Consider the following 1,511-nt stretch of genomic DNA (forward strand, 5'->3'; position numbering starts at 1 on the left):
ACGTCGGGCGGTCTCGGCACCATGGGCTATGGACTGCCGGCGGCCATCGGTACCCAGCTCGCCCACCCGGGTTCGCTGGTGATCGACATCGCCGGTGATGCCTCGATCCAGATGAACATTCAGGAGCTGTCGACGGCGGTGCAGCACAATGCGCCGGTCAAGGCCTTTATCCTGAACAACCAGTACATGGGCATGGTGCGCCAGTGGCAGCAGCTGTTGCACGGCAATCGGCTCAGCCATTCCTACGTCGACTCGCAACCCGACTTCGTGCGTCTGGCCGAGGCCTATGGCGCGGTGGGCATCCGCTGCTCCAAGCCGTCGGAACTCGACGATGCCATCGAGGAGATGATCCGCATCGATCGCCCCGTGCTGTTCGACTGCCACGTCGTCAGCCTCGCCAACTGCTTCCCGATGATCCCCTCGGGCAAGGCGCATAACGAGATGCTGCTGGGCACCGACGTTTCCGACGAGGAAATCGAGACGGCCATCGGCACCGCCGGCAAGGTTCTGGTGTGAGGCGCGGCTGCTGAAGCAACCCCTCGCATCCCCACGCAACGCTGTATCGGAATTGACATCATGATGATCGTCGCAGGTCAGTCCCAGTCCGCCTACTTCCTAGAGGAAGAGTTCCCCGCCACCGAGCGCAGCCATACGCTGTCGGTGCTGGTCGACAACGAGCCCGGCGTTCTCGCCCGCGTCGTCGGCCTGTTCTCGGGCCGTGGCTACAACATCGAGAGCCTCACCGTCTCCGAGATCGAGCATTCGAACCACCAGTCGCGCATCACCATCGTGACGACGGGCCGACCGCCGGTCATCTCTCAGATCATGCACCAGCTCGGCCGCCTGGTGCCGGTGCACAAGGTGATCAACCTTACCTGGGCCGGCGATGCGCTGGAGCGCGAGCTGGCCTTGGTCAAGGTGGCCGGCAAGGGCGAGATGCGCGACGAGGCGCTGCGTCTGGCGCAGGCCTTCAACGCCCGCATCGTCGATGCCACGCTCGACTCTTACGTGTTTGAGATGACCGGTGCGCCGGCCGACATCGACCGCTTCGTCGGCCTCATGAAGGAGTGCGGCCTCGTCGAGCTCGCCCGCACCGGCCTTGCGGCGCTCGCTCGCGGCAAGACCGGCATCTGAGGCTCAGGACCGCCGCCGCGGCGAAGCTAGGTGGCGGTCTGCTTCCGCGGCTCTTGGCGCTTAGCCTCGAGCCCTTTTTTCCCCGTTGGCCGCCGGTCGTTGGCCGGCCATTCCGGGATGATCCCGGCGATTGAACCAGGGGACGCTATGCATTCCTTGTCCGTAGTAGTTCATTGGCGCACCGTGGCGGAGGTCTCTTACTGAGAGCTGCCGATGACACATGGTGCGCGGAAATCGGGTCCCTCACGGGGCCTTTTTTGTTGCCCGATTTTTCCTGGGATAAGAGCTTGAGGTAACAGGCGATGACACGGCAGATGACAGGCGCGGAAATGGTCATCCAGGCGCTGATCGATCAGGGCGTCGACACCATTTTCGGT

General features: G+C 63.7%; 3 protein-coding genes. 2 read left to right on the forward strand and 1 reads right to left on the reverse strand.

The genetic code is table 11. The annotated features are described in order from the left end of the window. Together G522_RS28565 and ilvN are read left to right on the forward strand one after the other, a co-directional pair. A partial coding sequence (locus G522_RS28565) for a thiamine pyrophosphate-dependent enzyme (RefSeq protein ID WP_036840846.1) occupies window positions 1-516 on the forward strand: 516 nt, incomplete at its 5' end. Between the two features lie 60 nt (window positions 517-576). After that, the gene (gene ilvN, locus G522_RS0124055) at window positions 577-1,134 is read left to right on the forward strand and encodes an acetolactate synthase small subunit (protein WP_425414095.1); all 558 of its coding nucleotides are present in this window, start codon (window positions 577-579) and stop codon (window positions 1,132-1,134) included. 197 nt (window positions 1,135-1,331) lie between these two features. Here the strand turns inward: ilvN and G522_RS30395 are convergent. Further along, window positions 1,332-1,511: hypothetical protein (locus G522_RS30395; RefSeq protein WP_210162975.1), on the reverse strand; the 180-nt coding region annotated here is incomplete at its 5' end.

The organism is Pleomorphomonas oryzae DSM 16300, from assembly GCF_000422965.1.
GTDB classification, from domain to species: domain Bacteria; phylum Pseudomonadota; class Alphaproteobacteria; order Rhizobiales; family Pleomorphomonadaceae; genus Pleomorphomonas; species Pleomorphomonas oryzae.

What these genes read in the sequence shown, in the direction of transcription:
- ilvN (WP_425414095.1), top strand. Translation starts at nt 577, where the DNA reads ATGATGATCGTCGCAGGTCAGTCCCAGTCCGCCTACTTCCTAGAGGAA.